This window comes from Chloroflexota bacterium, assembly GCA_018648225.1.
GTDB lineage: Bacteria > Chloroflexota > Anaerolineae > Anaerolineales > UBA11858 > NIOZ-UU35.
Genome location: JABGRQ010000176.1, coordinates 13,097 through 28,457 on the forward strand (window position 1 = coordinate 13,097; position 15,361 = coordinate 28,457).

Consider the following 15,361-nt stretch of genomic DNA (forward strand, 5'->3'; position numbering starts at 1 on the left):
ATAACCGCAGCCCAACGAGCATTTGGAATAATATCATACGGAAATTTTGGTCAATTTGAGCCTGCAATCAGGAGCAACCTATGCAAAATAGCACACAAAAATCAAAAAACTGGCAAAAAATAATTGGCGAATTTAAACATAATAGCGACCGCTCGGCTGCGATTTTAGGTTCAACCTACCTGCAAAATTATCTGGGACGGCTCTTGGCGAGTTATTTTGTCCCCGACACAAATAATACTGAAGAATTATTGAATTCCAGTGGAGCATTGAGCCATTTCGACACCCGAATTCGTGCGGCCTACGCGCTGGGGTTGATCGCACCGAACGAATTCAGTGATCTTCTTCAAATTATGGAAATCCGCAGGATTATTCTAAACGAATTTGAAATCAATAAATTTACCGACGATGCAATTCGCCAGCGCTGTTTTTTACTCAAAACACCGCGTGAGGTGATCGTCTCCGGAGAAACCATCACCCCGCGGCAACTGTTTGTGTTTGCCGTAGCCTTACTCAGCGGGCAATTACTCTGGCGCTCAGAACAGGCCGAAAAAGAACGCCGCTCACCCCCCGATAATTTTGCGCTAATTGACCTGGAGAAATAAAATGAACTCCGAACGCGCTACGCAAACATCAGCTTTCGGCACGCGCGGAAAAATAAGTCACGATTCGAGCCATTTCTATAGCAGCCGCTTGTATGCTCACCAGGTTGAAGAAGATACAACCACGCCCTATGTTGAAAACCCCATTCCCGCGAAATATTTGAATCAGATTTTCACCACCACCAGCGAGCAAATGTCGCAACTGCCAGATAGCTGCCTGCATCTGATGGTGACATCACCCCCGTACAACGCCCGTAAAGAATATGATGACGACCTGACGTTGAAGGAGTATCTGACTCTGCTCGACGCTGTTTTTCGCGAAACGTGGCGGGTGCTTGTCCCCGGGGGGCGCGCCTGCATCAACATCGCCAATCTGGGACGCAAGCCCTATATTCCCCTGAACGGGTTCATCGCCCAAATCATGATCGAGATTGGCTATTTAATGCGCGGTGAAATTATTTGGGATAAAGGCTCCAGTGCAGGCTCGTCCACCGCCTGGGGAAGTTGGCTCTCCCCTAGCAATCCTACACTGCGCGATGTGCATGAATATATTCTGGTATTCTCAAAGGGACGCTTTAAACGAGAAAATAATGGGCGAGAAGCAACCATCGAACGCGATGAGTTTCTGGAATGCACCAAGAGCGTCTGGCAATTTTCCACCGAGTCGGCAGCCCGCATCGGGCATCCGGCTCCCTTCCCCATTGAACTGCCCCGCCGCCTGATTGAGCTATATACCTTCGCGGGAGATATTGTATTGGACCCCTTCATGGGCAGTGGCACGACCGCACTGGCCGCCATAGAGAGCGGCAGGCACTATATCGGCTACGAGATTGATGCTGCCTATAAAGAAATTGCCCAAAAACGCATTACTGCATTCAATTCAGAAAACTATGAATAGTGTATTGGTCAAAGGTAATGTGAACACTAAATTTTTCATAAGGAAACCAGGAAACCATGAATTTTCCTTCCTGCATTCCTGGTTTCCTTGTGAGAAAACATCTGATTACCACATTTGTTCACGCTTCTTTTGACGACAACAAGAAATTATGCATAAATTGCCATCTCACGAAACTCATACTCCAAAATTCTCTTCTGTCTCTGTGCGCTCTAGATTTTCAGCCCCCCGTTTGTTGCTGCTACCCCTGATGGTGTTAATCATCATTACATTGGCCTGCAATCTCCCCACAAGTGAAAAACCCGATGCCCGCGCAACCCTAAACGCAGCGCTGACCGAAGCAAACGTATTGCCAGCATCCACACCGCAGCCAGCCAGCAACCTCACACAAACACCGGCCAGCACCGAAGAAAACGCCAACCCGACAACCGCGCCCACAGCCCCCTTGCCCACCGCTGCACCGCTCAAGGAGGATAGTTTCTCCACCGATCTGCAAAACCGCGGCTATGCATTAATTGCTGCGTCATCGACCATTGGGCCAAAGGACTACATCTATTCCGCTTATCTATTCAGCAATACCGGGCTTGATCCCGGCGCGGCAATTTGTCGGCTGGCCTTCACCCGCTATGAACCCAACAACAACGAGCTATTACGCTATTTCACCGCGCCAAGCTACCCCGCGGGCAGCGGCTACACCTTTCCAATTAACTGCGAAGCCGTCAATTGGGATGCGCCGCCTGAACACCTGATTGGGGAAGCCGAACTCAGCCCCGAAACCCGCTCGATGCTGGGGTTCAACGGTCAATGGAGCGACATCAACCAAAATGGGCTGCCCGAATTTGCTGTTGCCTATCAATACTGCGCTCAAGATTGCCCGGAATATGGCGAAGTTGCGCTGCATTTCTTTGAACTCAAAAATACCTACAAAGTCGTGGATATCACCGCCACACTGCCCGGCGTCGTTCAACCCTGGCACATATTTCATTCAGGCAATCCCCTGCATATCTGGGTTTACGATCCTGCCCAATATGAAACCGGGATTCCCATACAGTCGGCATGGCTGTTCGCCTGGGACGGCTCCGAATTCAAAGATGACACCCCGCAACGCGCAAATGAATATTCGGCTCAAATCGATCAAGTTGTTGAAGAAATTAAAGTCGATTATGGAATGGCGCTCGCGCAAACGCGGGTGGAATTTATCCGAATTCTGATGTTGGGGAATAAAGCTGAACTCCCCCCGCAGCAAACACTGACCACTTTTCTCGATGTCAGCGACCCTGTGCATTGGCCGGGAACAAACCTGACCCTGAGTTGCTGGCTAGAGTTAGCGCGCGCCTACGCCCAAAGCGAGACACAAAATAATCAGTCTTTTTCGTTGCCCCCCAACTCAACGGAAATTGACAGCCCAGCCCTTCCAGACATTCTGGCAGAGTTTGATCTTGAAAAATACGATCTCCATTCATGTGTTCAACTGGTAAACGAATAATATGCTCCCAACCCTGACACTAACCCTGGCAACACTCCTTTATGCAGCAATTCATTCCCTAACAGCAACGCTGACCGCCAAAGCGCGTGCCCGTCAGTGGCTTGGCCTTTTTGCTGAACGTTGGTATCGCCTGGCGTATAATATCTTTGCAGGGGTTTCTTTCCTGCCCATTTTGTGGTTGATGGCAACGCTGCCAGACCAAACACTTTATTCCGTTCCGATACCCTGGGTATTCCTCACGGGCGTGGGGCAATTCATGGGGGTTATAATCATTATCCTGGGAATCTGGCAGGCCGATGCGCTCGATTTTATTGGATTACGACAAATCTTTTCACCACCCATTGCTCACACCCAACCGAAACTCGCTATTTCGGGGCTATATCAGTGGGTGCGCCACCCCCTCTACACAGGCGGGCTGCTTTTTATCTGGCTCACCCCTATTATGACGTGTAACAGCCTCACACTTGCAATCATCCTGTCCCTGTATCTGGTTGTGGGGGCACACTTTGAAGAACGTCGTCTGCGGTATGAATTCGGCGAAGCGTATGGTACTTATCAAAAGCAAGTTCCAATGCTGCTGCCGCGGTTTCATATCAAGAAATGAGCAGGGCATCAATCACTCTGCTTATGGCTTTCACCGAGTGAAGTTTGCCTTGCGTTTTTCCAAAAAGGCCTGAACGCCCTCCCGATGATCCGCGCTATGCTGCGCAATCGCCTGAATATGGGCTTCGTAATCGAGTACAGATTCCAAATTCGGAAAAATGGCCTGATTGAAAGCGCGTTTGGTCAGGCCAATGATTTGCTGTGGCCCCTGCGCCAATTCTCGCGCCAGCGCCATGCTTTGCGCAGGCAACTCTCCGGCTGGCACCACGCGGTTGACCAGATTCCACCCCAGAGCCTGGCGCGCATCAAAGGGTTTATTTGTGAACGTCAACTCACTCGCAATCCCCAAACCAACAACCGCCGGAAGCAATAGTGAGACTCCTGAATCGGGCGCCAAACCAATGCCCAGGAAACCCACAGTAAATTGCGTCCCTTCGGCAGCAATGCGCAAGTCACAGGCCAGAGCTATACCCAATGCTGCCCCGGCGACGGCCCCCTGCAGGGCAACAACAACCGGTTTTTCAATCTGCCGTAACTGCAAGATCAATGGGTTATAGGTTTGTTGTAAATGCTGACGATACGATACTTTCCCCTGAGCCTGTTTCATTTCGCCCAAATCTTGCCCGGAGCTAAATGCAGAACCAGCCCCTGTTAGCAAAACACTGCGCACAGCCGCATCGCGAGCGGCTTCCCGTAGCGCCTTCTGCAAGGCAGTATTCATTTCGTGATTAAAAGCATTCGCAAGCGCAGGCCGATTGAGCGTCAGCCGCAGCACACCATCTTCAAATTCCTGCAATACCGTCTTTGATTCTGCCATACGATCTCCGATTGTACTTGCCCGGCTTCCAGCGCGTGCAAAACCTGAGCAAATACTGCCAATTTATCGAAAACCCGGCTTTACAATAAAGCCGGGTTTCATTAATCGGTTTAGGGGTTGATTTTAGTACGCTTCGTCATCGAAGAAAAAACCATCATCTTCATCGTCTTCATCATCGAAGTCGTCGTCATCGTATTCGATGCCCACCTCGAGACTATCATCGGGGAAGCGCACCCATAATAGCAGCATATCCCCCTCATCGGTTGCAAAATTGCGGGCAGCTATAATCGGCACCTCGTCGGGCAGCCCTTCGGGGGTTTTGTATTCCAGGTAAATATTCTGTGTCTTATTCCAGGCACGTGAACAGCGGTCAACCAGTTCCTGACCGTTGAATGTGCGCAACCGGGTCGCGACGACATCCGCTTGCAATGCGCCTTCGACAAGACCGTGTACCCAAATATCTGGGATCAGTTCAAATGTAGGCGTTGGGCCTTCAATAATCGTAATTTTATCTTCCATACTTCCTCAAAAATCCAGTAATATGCCAAGGCGCTAAAACTATGCGCAAACCCGTCCACTGGTTAGATTTGGGCGCAATCATACCATAAAAACCAAACCGGACAATTAATAATTTGCTGAAATTTTTGCCGCTATTGCCTTCTCTTTGGTTTTACGCTACACTCGAAACGGCCTACTATTCAACGGGAGCAAACCATGCAAAACGCAACAATTTTCATTGGAATCGTCCCCAAAGCACCCACACGGTCATTGGTCTATGCCGCGCTGGATTTCGAGCAAAAGGTAATCACTTTGGATCAGGGCAATCTGGAGGCTGTACTTGCCTTTGCTGAGGGGCAGGAACGCGCCATCGCGGCGATTTGCGGGCCGCTGCGCCCAAATCAGGGGCGGATGAAGCTCGAAGCTGTGCGTCAAGCTCTGAAGCCGGTACCGCCCCCAGGGCGTTGGACGAATGATCGCGTAGCCGAATATTTGTTGCGACAACATAATTTGCGCGTGGCGCGCATCCCCGCAGATGCAGATTCATGCCCTTCGTGGATGAAAACCAGCTTTGAGCTGTGCAACCGTCTAACCGCTGCCGGGTATCAGAATTTTGGCACATCCGACGCACAACGCCAATTTATGGAAGTCCATCCCGAGGCAGCCTACACCGCACTAATCGAAAAAAAGCCTTTCCCCAAAACATCTCTGGAGGGGCGCGTGCAACGCCAGTTGATCCTGTACGATGGTGGTTTAGAGATTGACGACCCGATGCGCGTTTTCGAGGAGATCACACGTTATCGTCTGAAACAAGGCGTACTCCCTTTGGAAGGACTCTACCAGGCCAGCGAACTGGAGGCCCTGATGGCTGCTTTCACCGCCTGGCTATTTTTTATGCACCCCGAACAAATCTCCATATATGGAGATTCTGCCGAAGGACAAATCGTTTTGCCAGTTGCGGGGTTAAAGAAGAAGTACCCCTAGGAGTTTCCTATGCCACCCTATAAAACGAAAATTATTCTCAACCCCAACGCCGATCGCGGCAATGCCTGGCGTCAGGCATCGGATTTGCGCCCCATCGTTGAAGAATTCGGCGGCGCCGATTGGGCTGGAACCGTATACCCTACACATGCGGTTAAATTAGCCGAACAGGCCGCGCTGGAAGGCTACGAGCTGATCATCAGCGTGGGCGGCGATGGCACGATTCACGAAGTCATCAACGGGGTCATGCGTGTGCCTGCTGAAAAACGCCCACGCATCGGGGTGGTCCCGATGGGTTCGGGCAACGACTTCGCCCACGCCGTGGGGATGCAGGATAACCCGGCCCTGGCATTGCGGCAAATTTTCACCGGAACACCGCGCCGCACAGACTTAGCTGTGGTGACTGATGAACATGGCCGCCGTGAGTATATTGACAATACACTAGGGGCGGGTTTCAACGCCACCGTTACCATCCGCTCGCGCACATTGCCTTCTTTCTTGCGCGGATTTATCGTCTATTTTACTGCGGTGGTGCAAACGATTATTCTCAATCATGATGCTGCACATATCCAATTCCGCAGTGACCAGCAAGAATGGGAAGATGATATTCTGATGCTGGGCATCTGCAACGGGCCGCGCGAGGGGGGCGGATTTAGGGTGGCGCCCGACTCCGTCAACAACGATGGGGTGCTCAATTATGTCGCCATTTCCAAAGTTTCCCGCCCGATGATGTTCCGCCTGCTACCCGAGGTGATGAATGGAACGCATGGAAACTTCAAACAAGTGCGCCTTGAAACCCTGAAACAAGCCAAAATCACCTCTGACCGCCCGCTCAATATCCATATTGATGGCGAAATCTTCGCCGGGTTCGGTACCGATGTACGCCAACTGGATTTTGAACTTGTGCCGGGGGCGATTGAAGTTGTTGTATAATCGCGCAGTTGATCCCAATCCCTGATCTTTACGCAAAGGCGCGCAGAAGCCAGGCCGCAAACTACTTTTATGCTCGTCCCTTGCGGCTCCGCTTCCTGGCGTCTTTGCGTTAATCCCTGGCCCATCACCCTATGCCTGATCTTGCTCACAGCCTGCAACGCCACGACCTGGGACATCTGCGCATGATCGCTGAACGCTGGGGGGTGGAGCTTGCCTCACCCGATACCGATTCCGCCATCCCCGAAATTTGCAAAAAAATTCAAGATCCAGAACTGGCTGCTGAAGTTATTCAAGCTCTGCCGGATGAAGCTCGCGCCGCGCTGCAAAATATCATCGCCGCGGGGGGACGCTTGCCGTGGGTGCAATTCACGCGTCTATGCGGCAAAGTACGCGAAATGGGCAGCGGCCGCCGCGACCGTTTGCGGCCCGACCAAAACTCGATCTCGGCGGCTGAAATGCTCTGGTATCGCGCATTGGTGGCACGCGCCTTCTTCGAAACGCCGCGCGGCAACGAAGAATTTGCGTACATCCCCGACGACCTGCTGCCGCTGATTCCCGCCGCGCCCCCAAATACCAACCCCGCGCCGGGGCGCGCCGCCACCCCCGGCGAGCGCGCCTACCCCATTTCCGTTAACGATCAACTGCTCGAACAAGCCTGCACATTGCTTGCTGCTCAACGGCTGGGGCGCGAAAATATCGGCCTGGCCGCCGAAATCGAAACTTTCCTGAAATCCCTGCTCACCAGCGCCAAAATCCTGACTCCGGATGGCCAGCCCGATCTGGAGCGCGCCCGCGCCCATCTCGAAGCCAGCCGCGGCGCAGCTCTGGCGCAACTGGCCCAAGATTGGCTGCACAGCGCCACACACAATGATCTGCGCCTGATACCTCACCTGCAAGCCGAAGGCGACTGGCGCAACGATCCCCTGGCTGCTCGCCAGTTCTTTATGCGACAGTTGCAAAAATTGCCGCCGCAAACCTGGTGGAACCTTTCGGCCTTCATCGCCGACATCAAACAGCAAAACCCCGATTTTCAGCGTCCGGCGGGGGATTATGATTCGTGGTACCTGCGGGACGTGAACAGCAGCGAATTCTTACGCGGTTTCGAGCATTGGGATGATGTCGATGGCGCGCTGATTCGCTATCTGATCTGTGGGCCGCTGCATTGGTTGGGCTTTGTGGATATTGCCACCCCCGAGGCGGACGCGCCCACCCTGAGCGGGAGCGCCTTCCGCCTTTCGAGTTGGTGGCCTGCCTTGTTGGCGGGTATTCCCCCCGAGGGGTTGCCCTCTGAGTCGGAATCAATCCACCTGCGCTCAGATGGCCGCGTGGGCGCTCCTCTCTCCTCGCCGCGCGCCATTCGCTACCAAATTGCCCGCTTCTGCCGTTGGGAAGAGTCAACAGCCCACGAATTTCGCTATCAATTAACACCTGACTCGCTAACACTGGCGCACAGCCAGGGATTGCACATTGGGCATCTGCTGGCAATTTTACAGAAGCACGCCCAGCCTGTGCCGCCCAATATCATTCGTGCGCTGAAACGCTGGGAGGCTCACGGCAGCGAAATTCGGACCCGCGAAGCAGTCATCCTGCGCGTGCGTGCCCCAGAAATTCTTGATAAACTGCGCCAATCGCGGGCGGCGCGCTATTTGGGCGATCCGCTTGGCCCCACGGCAATTATTGTCAAAACCGGGGCCGCGGAGAAAGTTTTGGGTGCATTGCTCGAAATGGGCTATTTTGGGGAAATCGAACCCACTCGTAAGAATTCAACGGTTTAACGCTTCGGAATCATTAAATGACGAAATATTCCCCAACCTATCCGATGGTAATTTTCCCGCGTTGGCAGCGTAACGCCGCATTTCAACGCCTGCAGAAAAATCCGCACGCGGCCAAAGATGTCACCCACTTTCAAAAATTTATCCGGCAGGCGCAAGATTACGAGCTTTATCGCGTTAATCCGCGCTATATAGCGCAGCAATTGGGCTGGGCAGAAACGCAAACCCTGGATTTTCTGATTTTGGCTGTCGGTGAGGGGTTACTGGCCTTCGAGTGGGAAGTCTACTGCCCGGCGTGTGGCGCGCTGCTGCAACGCACGCATGAATTCCAGCATTTAGAATCACACCAAAACTGCGAGATGTGCCACAACGAAGCCGAAATTCGCCTGGATGAAGAGATTACCCCGCGAGTCAGCGCTCAAAACAGGCTACGGAAATTGCACCCCGCACGCCGTAACCAGGCCAATTTTCACGCTCAGGTCGATGAAACTCTCGGAAGATTGCCAGCACTCCATCTCGTCAATCGATCTCTGTTTCGTGAAAAATTAGGCGTGCAAGTGCTACCCGATAATTATTCGCTGGGCGTGCAGCATCTGGCTGTCTTTTTCTCCGACTTGAAAGCCTCGACACAGTTGTACCAAACTCTGGGCGATGCGGCAGCCTATCAATTGGTGCGTCAGCATTTTGAGATTGTCTTCGACGCGGTCGAACGCCACGGCGGAGCCGCAGTCAAGACGATTGGCGATGGTGTGATGGGAACTTTTTTCGATAACGCTTCAGCCCTACGGGGTGTATTGGAAAGCGTGCGCGGGATTCAGCAACTCAACCGGCGGACTGCGCTAAACGATGAGCAGCAGCTACGCCTGAAAGTTGGGCTGAATGCCGGGCCGTGCATAGTGGTCACACTCAACAACCGTCTGGATTATTTCGGCAGCACAGTCAACATCGCCGCCCGGTTGAGTGATCTGGCCAAGGGCGATGATATTTGGCTGGCGCAATCTATTTTGGATGATCCAGCAACGCGGCAGATTGTTGAAGAGAATCCCTGTGATCCCAATGAGAAGCTTCAATTACGTGGTATCCACAAAGCAATTGAAGTTTGCAGAATATATCCTTGACTTCAATGCAAATCGCGCCAGATGAAGGGTTCCGGCGGGCATCTCGCTTATGGCTTTTTGCAGGAAAGTCACCCTTAAATTCTTTTCCAAACCTGATACAAGCCTAAATTTCCCTCCTGCCCATCAGAGTAGAATGAATCCAGCATCTGGAAGCCAGTTTCAGCGGCCAGGGCGTGTAGTTCTGCCGCGCCAAAATGATGCACATAGCGCAGACCGTAGCCGCCGCGCCGCCAATCGAGCAGATAGTCGCCGGGGTCCAGGTCATCGGGCGAAAGGCCAATCTCGGCCCAGGGCTGGATGCGCGCTTTCAGGCGCGGACTGTTGAGAAATTGCCAGTTCGAGTGGATGAATCGCCCGCCAGGAGGGAGTAAAGCATGAACCTGGTTCAGAATTTGCAGGTGTTGTTCGCGCCCGGGGATGTGATGCAGGGCGGCGAAGGAAAGTATCCGGTTGAAGGTTAAAGGGTGAAGGTTTCTGTCCGCCGTTCGTCGTCCGACGTCCATCAAGGCGAAATCCCAGGTACTTATGTCGGCGATATTCGCCTGGGCGTAGGCAATGTTGGGGAATTCCTGCACCCCGGCGCGGGCTGCGTCCAGAAGTTCCGGGCTAAAATCCAGACCCAGGTAGTTGCCTTGGTGCCCTCTGCGGGCCAGTTCACGCCCCAATTCGCCGTTTCCACAACCCAAATCCAGAATAGTATCCTGAGATGAGATCGTTTCCAGCACACGCAGCACGCCGGGCTGCAAACGTCCGCGGGTAGCCGAGAAATCTCCCGCGAAGGTCTGGTAAAATTGCTGGTTGAGTTGAAGCAGTTTTTGAACGGTAACAGGATTCATAAACGAAGGTTGGTGTGAATTATTCTCGCCATTCTCATGTATTAAACGAAAAGGATTCAACGTAAAGCCGCAAGGAGACCATGACGCAGAGATTTTATCACTCTTTGCGTCTTCACCCCTTTGCCTCTGTCGTTAAAGTAAGTAACCGTGAATAAAAACGATCAAGCCTGGTACGCCGCCCGTGAAATCACCCCGCATAAGCGGGATTTGGCGCGCCGCGCCCTGGAAGATATTCGCAGTGGCAGTAAAGTTCTCGACGCGCTACGACACAATCCGCTACCGGATGGCAAGGGTTTTTTGAATAAATCGGCGCTGGTAGCTGTATACCGCGATCTGGTAGCGCGCGGCGAATGGCAAAAAGACCCTGGTCTCTTAGCAAAAATCCGCCTGAAGCCTATGCGCACGCTCTCGGGCGTAACTACGGTGACGGTACTAACCAAGCCCTACCCCTGTCCCGGCAAGTGTATTTTTTGCCCTACCGATATACGCATGCCCAAAAGCTATTTGCCTGATGAACCGGGGGCGATGCGCGCCCTGCATCACGAATTTGACCCCTACGAGCAGGTAACTGCGCGCATCGAAGCCCTGCACGCCGTAGGGCATCCCACCGACAAGATCGAGTTACTTGTACTGGGCGGCACATGGAGTTCCTACCGCAAAGATTATCAGGAATGGTTCATCAAACGCTGCTTTGAAGCGCTCAACAAGCGCGAATTTGACACCCTGGCTGAGGCGCAAACTTTCAACGAGACTGCCGAGCATCGCAATGTTGGCCTGGTGGTAGAAACACGCCCCGACCACGTCACCCGCAAAGAGTTGGTCTGGCTGCGCACGCTTGGAGTCACAAAAGTTCAGATCGGCGTGCAAAGTATGGATGACCGCATTCTGGAACTCAACCAGCGCGGACATACGGCCGCTGAAGCGCGGGCGGCTTTTGCGCTGTTGCGCGCGGCGGGCTTCAAAATTGTAGCTCACTGGATGCCCAATCTGCTCGGTGCGACACCCGCATCGGATTATGAAGATTTCGCGCATCTGTGGGATGGCCTAAACCCCGATGAACTCAAAATTTACCCTACGCAACTACTCGCCAACGCCGAGTTATATGAATACTGGCAGCGCGGCGAGTACACCCCCTACGAAACCGACGAACTCATCAAGTTGATTGCAGATGTAAAAACCAGCATCCCGCGCTACTGCCGCGTCAACCGCATTATCCGCGATATTCCCTCCACCAATGTCGTGGAGGGCAACCGCCGCACCAGTTTGCGCATGGATGTTCAGCAGGAATTGAAGCGCCGTGATAAGGTTTGTCAATGCGTGCGCTGCCGCGAAGTGCGCGGGCAGGATGTTCAAAACGCGGCTCTGAGGCTGGATGATCTGATCTACAAAGCCGATTCTGCCGAGGAACATTTTCTCTCTTATGTGACCCCGAACGATAAGCTGGCCGGCTTCCTGAGGCTTTCTCTGCCCCAACCCGATGCACCCCCGACCAGCCTGAGCGATCTCAAAACCGCGGCTATCATCCGTGAGGTGCATGTCTATGGGCAATCGTTGCGTATGGGTCAGGAGGATGAAGGCGCAGCCCAACACAGCGGATTAGGCACAGAACTACTCGAAGAAGCAGCAAAAATCGCACGGACGCGAGGCTACCAACGTCTGGCTGTCATTTCGGCTGTTGGCACACGCCAGTATTATTTGACACGCGGCTTCCAACGCGGTGAACTTTATTTGGTTCGAAACCTGGTCACAGATTCATGAACAAATATCTATCCCTGCTATTACTTGAAGATTCTGAATTCGATGCCGAATTGCTCGTATACACCATTGAAATCGGTGGTTATACTGTCAACTGGCGGCGCGTGGAAACACAAATAACATTTGAACAAGCGCTGCATGAGCGTCGCTGGGATCTGGTTTTTGTCGATTATACGATTCCTGGTTATTCGGGCATCAGCGCGCTGGAATTTATCAGAGAGAATTTTTCGGATACGCCTGCATTAATGATCTCCGGTACCATGGGGGAAGATAACGCCGTAGAAGCTATGCGTGCAGGCGCAAATGATTATTTCGTCAAAGGGAATTACTCGCGCCTGGTTCCTGCAATCGCACGCGAATTACGCGAAGCGAAAAGCAGGCAAGACAAAAAAAATATCGATGCCGCTCTGCGTGAAAGTGAAGCTCAATACCGTACTCTGATCGAAAAAACGCCGGTTGCCACCGCGGTTTATCGTAATGAGGGCATTTTATATATCAATCCGGCTTGCCAAAAACTGCTTGGGGCTGAAGAACTAAAAGACGTAATCAACTTATCGCCCCTGGATTTTGTACACCCCGATGATAAAGACATAGTCCACGAGCGCGCCATGCTTGCCTGGAAAAAATTCCTGCCACCGCTAGAGCAACGCGTGGTACGCCTGGATGGCGAAATCATCGAAGTGGAAGTTGTTTCAGGCCCGATTATTTATCAGGGACAAAAGGCTGTCATCGTCACTCTGCTGGACATCACCGAGCGCAAACGGTCACGCGAAATCATCCAGCGCCGGGCAGTACAGCTACGTGTGGCCGCCGAAATTGCGCGCGATGCTACCGCCGCCCGTGACGTAGAAGAATTGCTCAACCACTCTGCCTTGTTAATTCAGGAACGATTTGACTTCTATCATGCTGGTATCTTCTTATTAGATGCACAAAAGAAATACGCTCATCTGGCTGCGGCACCGGGCGAAGCTGGTCGCAAGATGCTTGAACAGGGGCATAAGCTGGCGGTTGGCAAAGTAGGCATTGTTGGGCATGTCGCCGGTACGGGAAAGCCACGAATTGCATTAGATGTGGGCGAAGATGCCATCCACTTCAAGCAGCCCCTGCTCCCTGAAACCCGCTCAGAAATGGGATTGCCGCTTATCGTAGAAGGCCATGTGATTGGTGTACTCGATGTACAAAGCCAGCAGGAGGCAGCCTTCGATGATGAAGATGTTCAAATGCTGCAAATTATGGCCGACCAATTGGCGGTTGCCATCGACAAAGCAAACTTGTTTAGCGAGGTACAGCGCAGGGCGCATGAACTTTCTGTGCTATATGATACAGCGTTGGCAACTTCAAGTGAGTTAGATGAAAATATCTTGCTCCAACGCCTTTACGAGCAAGTGGACCAGTTCCTCAAGCCCGACACCTTTCTAGTGGCAATTTACGATGAATTAGACGGAGAATTTCATATCCGCTTCGCAGTGGAAGATGGGACCGTCATGGAAAGCCTGCTCCACCAACATTTTCCAATCAGAACAGGCGGCCTCACCGGATGGGTTATCCGAAATCGAAAACCCCTGCACCTGAACGACATTACCCGAGACAAATTACCCGATACACCCATTCCTTTTTATCAAAACCAACAGAATACACATAGCTGGCTGGGAATTCCACTGATTGTGAAGGATCGTGTTCTGGGCGCGTTATCCATTCAATCCTTTTCACCCAACGCGTTCAGCGAAGAACAGAGAAAATTCCTCGAAACACTGACCAATCAGGCAGCCATTGCCATCGACAATGCCAACCTCTTCGAAACCATCGACAAGCGCGCCGAAGAACTCGATATCGAACGTCGACGTCTTTCGCTACTCTACGAGATTGGCAAGGTGCTCTCGCTCAGCCTCGATCCCGACGATATTATGGAGCAAGCCGTCATACGAACTTGTCAGGCTATGGACGGCAGGGAAAGTCTGGCGCTATTTTACGACAAGAAGTCAGAAACACTTGTGCCCTTCGCCATATACGATCACAAAATAAATAAGCTGATCGACGAAAAACACACCATGCCGCTGGGAAAAGGCCTGGCCGGTTGGGTAGCGCGCGAGCGCAAGCCTGCCATTGTGCATGATGTACGAAAGGATGCGCGCTGGCAGAATATTTCCAGCCGGGATACCAAAATACGCTCTGCAATTTCAGCACCCATATTTGATGGCAATAAAATTATCGGGACACTTTCTGTTCATCATTATGAAGTCAATGCATTTACAGAAGACCACCTCAATTTGCTGGATGCTATAGGCCAACAAATTGCGCTGGCCTATAGCAACGCCAGCCGTTATCAGGAAATTAACCGGCTGGTGGATCGTTTAGGGGCACAACAATACCGATTAGAAAGTATCATCAAAGAATTACCCATTGGGGTGGTTCTCTTCAACGAAGAAAACCGTGTACTCAGCACAAATACATTGGGGCAAGAATATCTATTACTTCTGGCTCCGGATCAAACGGAAGGTGAAATTAAGCAAGTCGGCCCTTACCCTATTGAAACATTGCTCAGTCATCAAGATGCATTGTTACCCTACGAAATCGCAACTAGTGAAACACCATCAAAACGTTTTGAGGCACAGGCTCGCTCGGTACTTGGTGGCAATACCGAAGAACGTTTGCTCATTATTCGCGATGTCACCCGAGAGCGCGAAATTCAGGAGCGAATCCACATGCAAGAGCGGCTGGCAACGGTGGGTCAACTGGCGGCTGGCATCGCCCATGATTTCAACAATATCATGGCAGCTATCGTCATCTACGCCGATTTGCTGCGCACCGACAAATCGCTTACGGCGAACAGCCGCGAACATCTGGGAATTATCCAACAACAAGTACAACGCGCCTCCAGCCTGATTCGCCAGATTCTGGATTTCAGCCGCCGCTCCGTGATGGAGCAAACTGAAATTGAGTTACTGCCATTCCTCAAAGAGATTGAAAAATTGCTCAACCGAATGCTCCCTGAAACAATTCAAACAACATTGGTTTATGAGCCCGGCGATTATATCGTATATGTAGACCCCACACGGCTGCAGCAAGTT

Annotated in this window: 13 protein-coding genes; 10 read left to right on the forward strand and 3 right to left on the reverse strand. The window is 52.2% G+C overall.

Annotated features, from left to right (window positions below):
* The first annotated feature begins 80 nt into the window (after positions 1-80).
* The 4 genes from HN413_16075 (at position 81) to HN413_16090 (ending at position 3,584) form a co-directional block, all read left to right on the forward strand.
* Positions 81-602: a hypothetical protein gene (locus HN413_16075; GenBank protein MBT3391917.1), complete on the forward strand. Its 522-nt coding sequence runs from the start codon at positions 81-83 to the stop codon at positions 600-602.
* Position 603: 1 nt separating this feature from the next.
* Positions 604-1,497 (forward strand): site-specific DNA-methyltransferase, encoded by an 894-nt coding sequence (locus tag HN413_16080; protein ID MBT3391918.1) that lies wholly within the window; start codon positions 604-606, stop codon positions 1,495-1,497.
* Positions 1,498-1,744: 247 nt separating this feature from the next.
* Positions 1,745-2,980, forward strand: a complete 1,236-nt coding sequence (locus tag HN413_16085) for a hypothetical protein (GenBank protein MBT3391919.1) — start codon at positions 1,745-1,747, stop codon at positions 2,978-2,980.
* A 1-nt stretch (position 2,981) separates the two neighbouring features.
* On the forward strand, positions 2,982-3,584 hold the full coding sequence (locus tag HN413_16090; protein MBT3391920.1) for an isoprenylcysteine carboxylmethyltransferase family protein: 603 nt from the start codon (positions 2,982-2,984) through the stop codon (positions 3,582-3,584).
* A gap of 30 nt (positions 3,585-3,614) precedes the next feature.
* On the opposite strand, the gene HN413_16095 is transcribed toward HN413_16090, so the two are convergent.
* A complete protein-coding gene (locus HN413_16095) occupies positions 3,615-4,400 on the reverse strand; it encodes a 2-(1,2-epoxy-1,2-dihydrophenyl)acetyl-CoA isomerase (GenBank protein ID MBT3391921.1) in 786 nt (261 codons plus the stop codon).
* A gap of 123 nt (positions 4,401-4,523) precedes the next feature.
* Positions 4,524-4,919: a hypothetical protein gene (locus HN413_16100; protein MBT3391922.1), complete on the reverse strand. Its 396-nt coding sequence runs from the start codon at positions 4,917-4,919 to the stop codon at positions 4,524-4,526.
* 195 nt (positions 4,920-5,114) lie between these two features.
* Here HN413_16100 and HN413_16105 point away from each other — a divergent pair, with 195 nt between their 5' ends.
* The 4 genes from HN413_16105 to HN413_16120 all read left to right on the forward strand — a co-directional run bounded on the left by HN413_16105 (position 5,115) and on the right by HN413_16120 (position 9,702).
* The gene (locus HN413_16105) at positions 5,115-5,882 is read left to right on the forward strand and encodes a DUF429 domain-containing protein (GenBank protein MBT3391923.1); all 768 of its coding nucleotides are present in this window, start codon (positions 5,115-5,117) and stop codon (positions 5,880-5,882) included.
* Positions 5,883-5,891: 9 nt separating this feature from the next.
* Positions 5,892-6,812 carry a diacylglycerol kinase family lipid kinase gene (locus HN413_16110; GenBank protein ID MBT3391924.1) on the forward strand — a complete coding sequence of 307 codons (921 nt, stop codon included), beginning with the start codon at positions 5,892-5,894 and terminating at the stop codon, positions 6,810-6,812.
* Positions 6,813-6,943: 131 nt separating this feature from the next.
* A complete protein-coding gene (locus tag HN413_16115) occupies positions 6,944-8,587 on the forward strand; it encodes a hypothetical protein (protein MBT3391925.1) in 1,644 nt (547 codons plus the stop codon).
* A 17-nt stretch (positions 8,588-8,604) separates the two neighbouring features.
* Positions 8,605-9,702, forward strand: a complete 1,098-nt coding sequence (locus HN413_16120; protein ID MBT3391926.1) for an adenylate/guanylate cyclase domain-containing protein — start codon at positions 8,605-8,607, stop codon at positions 9,700-9,702.
* A 74-nt stretch (positions 9,703-9,776) separates the two neighbouring features.
* On the opposite strand, the gene HN413_16125 is transcribed toward HN413_16120, so the two are convergent.
* Complete coding sequence (locus HN413_16125) at positions 9,777-10,538, reverse strand: class I SAM-dependent methyltransferase (GenBank protein ID MBT3391927.1); 762 nt, start codon at positions 10,536-10,538, stop codon at positions 9,777-9,779.
* A gap of 147 nt (positions 10,539-10,685) precedes the next feature.
* Between HN413_16125 and HN413_16130 the strand changes: the two genes are divergently transcribed.
* Entirely contained in the window at positions 10,686-12,296 is a 1,611-nt protein-coding gene (locus HN413_16130) for a tRNA uridine(34) 5-carboxymethylaminomethyl modification radical SAM/GNAT enzyme Elp3 (protein MBT3391928.1), read from the forward strand.
* The coding region (locus tag HN413_16135; protein ID MBT3391929.1) for a GAF domain-containing protein at positions 12,293-15,361 on the forward strand (3,069 nt) is incomplete at its 3' end. The genes HN413_16130 and HN413_16135, both read left to right, overlap by 4 nt.

What these genes read in the sequence shown, in the direction of transcription:
- HN413_16090 (MBT3391920.1), top strand. Translation starts at nt 2,982, where the DNA reads ATGCTCCCAACCCTGACACTAACCCTGGCAACACTCCTTTATGCAGCA.
- HN413_16095 (MBT3391921.1), bottom strand. Translation starts at nt 4,400, where the DNA reads ATGGCAGAATCAAAGACGGTATTGCAGGAATTTGAAGATGGTGTGCTG.
- HN413_16075 (MBT3391917.1), top strand. Translation starts at nt 81, where the DNA reads ATGCAAAATAGCACACAAAAATCAAAAAACTGGCAAAAAATAATTGGC.
- HN413_16125 (MBT3391927.1), bottom strand. Translation starts at nt 10,538, where the DNA reads ATGAATCCTGTTACCGTTCAAAAACTGCTTCAACTCAACCAGCAATTT.
- HN413_16110 (MBT3391924.1), top strand. Translation starts at nt 5,892, where the DNA reads ATGCCACCCTATAAAACGAAAATTATTCTCAACCCCAACGCCGATCGC.
- HN413_16120 (MBT3391926.1), top strand. Translation starts at nt 8,605, where the DNA reads ATGACGAAATATTCCCCAACCTATCCGATGGTAATTTTCCCGCGTTGG.
- HN413_16105 (MBT3391923.1), top strand. Translation starts at nt 5,115, where the DNA reads ATGCAAAACGCAACAATTTTCATTGGAATCGTCCCCAAAGCACCCACA.
- HN413_16085 (MBT3391919.1), top strand. Translation starts at nt 1,745, where the DNA reads ATGGTGTTAATCATCATTACATTGGCCTGCAATCTCCCCACAAGTGAA.
- HN413_16080 (MBT3391918.1), top strand. Translation starts at nt 604, where the DNA reads ATGAACTCCGAACGCGCTACGCAAACATCAGCTTTCGGCACGCGCGGA.
- HN413_16115 (MBT3391925.1), top strand. Translation starts at nt 6,944, where the DNA reads ATGCCTGATCTTGCTCACAGCCTGCAACGCCACGACCTGGGACATCTG.
- HN413_16100 (MBT3391922.1), bottom strand. Translation starts at nt 4,919, where the DNA reads ATGGAAGATAAAATTACGATTATTGAAGGCCCAACGCCTACATTTGAA.